The sequence below is a fragment of the Corynebacterium provencense genome (assembly GCA_900049755.1).
GTDB classification, from domain to species: Bacteria; Actinomycetota; Actinomycetes; order Mycobacteriales; family Mycobacteriaceae; genus Corynebacterium; species Corynebacterium neomassiliense.
This window is the reverse complement of record LT160611.1, coordinates 1-2,968: the sequence shown is the minus strand read 5'-3', so window position 1 is coordinate 2,968 and position 2,968 is coordinate 1. Positions and strand designations below refer to the sequence as shown.

Annotated in this window: 4 protein-coding genes; all 4 read right to left on the bottom strand. The window is 65.7% G+C overall.

Annotated features, from left to right (window positions below):
- Positions 1 to 364, bottom strand: a 364-nt coding sequence (locus tag BN3906_RS13895) for an aldehyde dehydrogenase family protein (RefSeq protein WP_147593035.1), incomplete at its 3' end; no start/stop codon positions are given.
- A 90-nt stretch (positions 365 to 454) separates the two neighbouring features.
- The gene (locus tag BN3906_RS13890; protein ID WP_066590269.1) at positions 455 to 1,030 is read right to left on the bottom strand and encodes an NADPH-dependent F420 reductase; all 576 of its coding nucleotides are present in this window, start codon (positions 1,028 to 1,030) and stop codon (positions 455 to 457) included.
- A 164-nt stretch (positions 1,031 to 1,194) separates the two neighbouring features.
- Positions 1,195 to 1,743 carry a hypothetical protein gene (locus tag BN3906_RS15315; RefSeq protein ID WP_227871115.1) on the bottom strand — a complete coding sequence of 183 codons (549 nt, stop codon included), beginning with the start codon at positions 1,741 to 1,743 and terminating at the stop codon, positions 1,195 to 1,197.
- Positions 1,744 to 1,797: 54 nt separating this feature from the next.
- Entirely contained in the window at positions 1,798 to 2,169 is a 372-nt protein-coding gene (locus BN3906_RS15310) for a hypothetical protein (protein WP_227871114.1), read from the bottom strand.
- Positions 2,170 to 2,968 lie beyond the last annotated feature (799 nt).

Genomic DNA, 2,968 nt, shown 5'->3' with positions numbered 1-2,968 from the left:
CGTTGACCAGGGCGACGTCCTGGTCGCCGAAGCCTTCGGCCGGCAGGTAGCGGGGGGCGAGGTGGGAGGCGCCGTAGCGGGAGTAGTACTCCAGGATCCCGGCGGACAGTTCGACCTCGGCTTCGGCCTCGCCGATGAGCTTGCCCATTTCCAGGGTCAGGGTTTCGGCGTAGTCGTGCTTGTTGTTGCGCAGGATCCGGGCGGCTTTGGCGAGCACGGCGGCGCGTTGTTCGACCGGGGTCGCCGACCAGGTGTGGAAGGTCGCGTCGGCGGTGGTGATCGCCGCGTCGATGTCCTCGGCGGTGGCGGTGTCGAAGGTCTTGATGACCTCACCGGTGTAGGGATTGGTGGTTGCGTAGGCCACGGTATCTGTCCTTTCGTGATGTCTCCGGGATGACGGAGCGGAGTTTTCCGGGTTACGGAATGATGTGGTGCCCGAGGGGCGGGGGCAGTGCTAGCGGACTACCGCGAAGCCGCCGTCCCATCCGATCTTCTCGGAGGCGGCGAGGGTGAGCTGGAGGAATCCCAGTGCCTCGAGTTCATGGGCACGGGACAGGGCGCCCGCGTCGACCGCGGACAGTCCTCCTGCCTCGATCGCCGAGATCAGGCCGTTCTTGGCGTCCTCGTCATCTCCTGCGACGAGCACGGTGGTCTTGAGCCCGCCGACCGTGCCCGCGGCGAGCGTGGCGGCGAAGGTGGTGTTGAAGGCCTTGACGACCTTCGCTTCGGGGAGGGCCTTCTGGAGCTCGGCTGCCGCCGAGCTGCCGACCGGGACGACAAGGGAATCAAAGGTCTCGAAGTTGAGAGGGTTGGTGATGTCGACGACGGTCCTGCCCTCGAACTGATCGCCGTAGTTGGCGGCGATCGTGGCGAGCGCCCCGTAGGGCACGGCGAGAATGACGATGTCCCCTTCGATCGTGGAGCTGGTGTCTGCGCTGCCGACGTGCTGGACTGATGCCCCGCCCTTGGTGAGGACGCCCTCGATGGCCGTTCCCATGTTGCCGGACCCGAAAATGGTGACTGTGGTCATGATGTCTCTCCTGGACTCACTCGCTGAAGTAGTTGATACATCAACTATATACCGGGGCTGGATCACTGTGGTGTGACAGTGCTCACACTACCTTGTCGGGAGAGCCTCAGCTCCGCCGCCGCGCGGCACGGGGGTAACCGGTACAGGAGTCACCTGTACGGGGATCACCTGGCGGGAGCGACCTTCAGCATCCGGGTCGCCGTCCCCTGCCACAGCGTGCCGTCCGGTGCGATCATCCCGGTGAGCTGCATCGGTTCGTCGAAGGGAAGGACGCCCACCGGTGTCCGGGTCACCTCTTCACCGGTTTCGGCGTCCACCCCGAGGAGACTGACCACAGGCCCGTCACCGTCCCGCGACAACGCCCATATACGTCCGTCCTCCACCGTCAGTTCCGGCAGGGTCTCCAACCTGCTGCCCGTCTCCCACTTGCGGACACAGAGTTCGCGCCCTTCCGGGTCGGTCTCCAGGTCCACCCGGGTGAGCCCACCGGTGAATGTCGCCGACGCCGGACGGGACTCTCCGTCGACGGCCGCGGAAGGATAGCTGTAACCGTAGGTGGACGGGATCCAGAGTGAACTGCCGCGCGCCGGCAGAGAATTCTCGGTGCCCTGGCCCGAGGTCCCGAACGCCGGCACCGAGCAGACCGTCTCACCGGTTGCCGCATCGTAGACCAGGAGATTCGGACGCTCGTCTGCGTTGTCCACGATGGCCACCCGGGAACTGTCCGGGCCGAAGAACGTCGGGGTTGTGCCGGATCCCTGAGAAAGCTAGCCAGGCTTCCTGGCACTGCCCCGGTCATAGCTCCGTGACCACCGGATCTCCGGACTCCCGTCCGCGGCGACACCTACCTCGTAGAGCGCGTGCGTGGTCAGCACACTGACACCGTCCGGCCGTGGCGTCAGCCCGTTGGCGATCTTCTCACCTCCTGGCGTTGACACGCCCAGGTCAAGGACATACGGCTGCCCAGAGGCGGTCAGGTAGCCGATTCTCGAGTCCTCGGTGGCGAACCAGACCCGTCCTGCGCCGTCCGGCGTAAGCCCTGCCACGGACACGTCCGTGGACTCCGGGCCCAGTGGGATCCGTTCAGCGATCCTGAGCACCGGCCGACCGTTGTCGACCACGTGCTCCACCTTGACCACCGACTGTCCTTCGGCGACAACGACCCGGTTGCGGTCGTCGAGGAATCCGTAGACACCCCCCCAGCAGGCCGTCCTTCCGCAGTTCCAACGAGGCCACCGGCTGAGCCGTGACCGGGTCGAACAGCACGACGGAGGGGGCGGCCACTTCCGGACCGAAGGTCGTTCCCAGGTACCGGGTGCACAGTGCCACCGGCCACCCGTCCGTGCCCTGGAAGACTGTGGAGCACACTGCCCCGGTGACAGACCCGGCCACCGATACCCGGCCCCCGGGACCCGACCACGGGACACTGTCCGTCGAATTCAGGTCCCGGTGCATCAGACGGGTACCGTAACCCCGGGTATCGCCGGTGACCTCACCTTGGGCAGGGCCTGTACCCAGCGAGAATCCCATCGCAGCCGCTAAGACCACGCCAGCCGTCACCCGCGCCGCGGAGGGAAGGAATCTCCTGAGAGATCCGACGGCCGACCGGACTGCGGCTGTACCGCGGAGGCCCCGCCGCGAACACAGGACGCCACGGTCCATTTCTTCACCGAAGCTTCTCCGGGTCAGAAGTCCATCTGTCGGAGCAGGCAGGTTCTCTTCCACGGGAGGCATGGCCGGGGATTCTAGGGCTGCGCAGAGCCCGGGGACAGGGTTCCGGACGCCGTGAATGAAAACACACCCCTGCCCCCTGGGGTGAATTGTGGGTGAACACCACACGCAAAAAAAGAGTGCGCAGGCACAGGAACCGACCAACCATCCACACAGGACAGTCAACCAGACCCCGCACCCACACACCCTCAACAACAAAAGAATGAT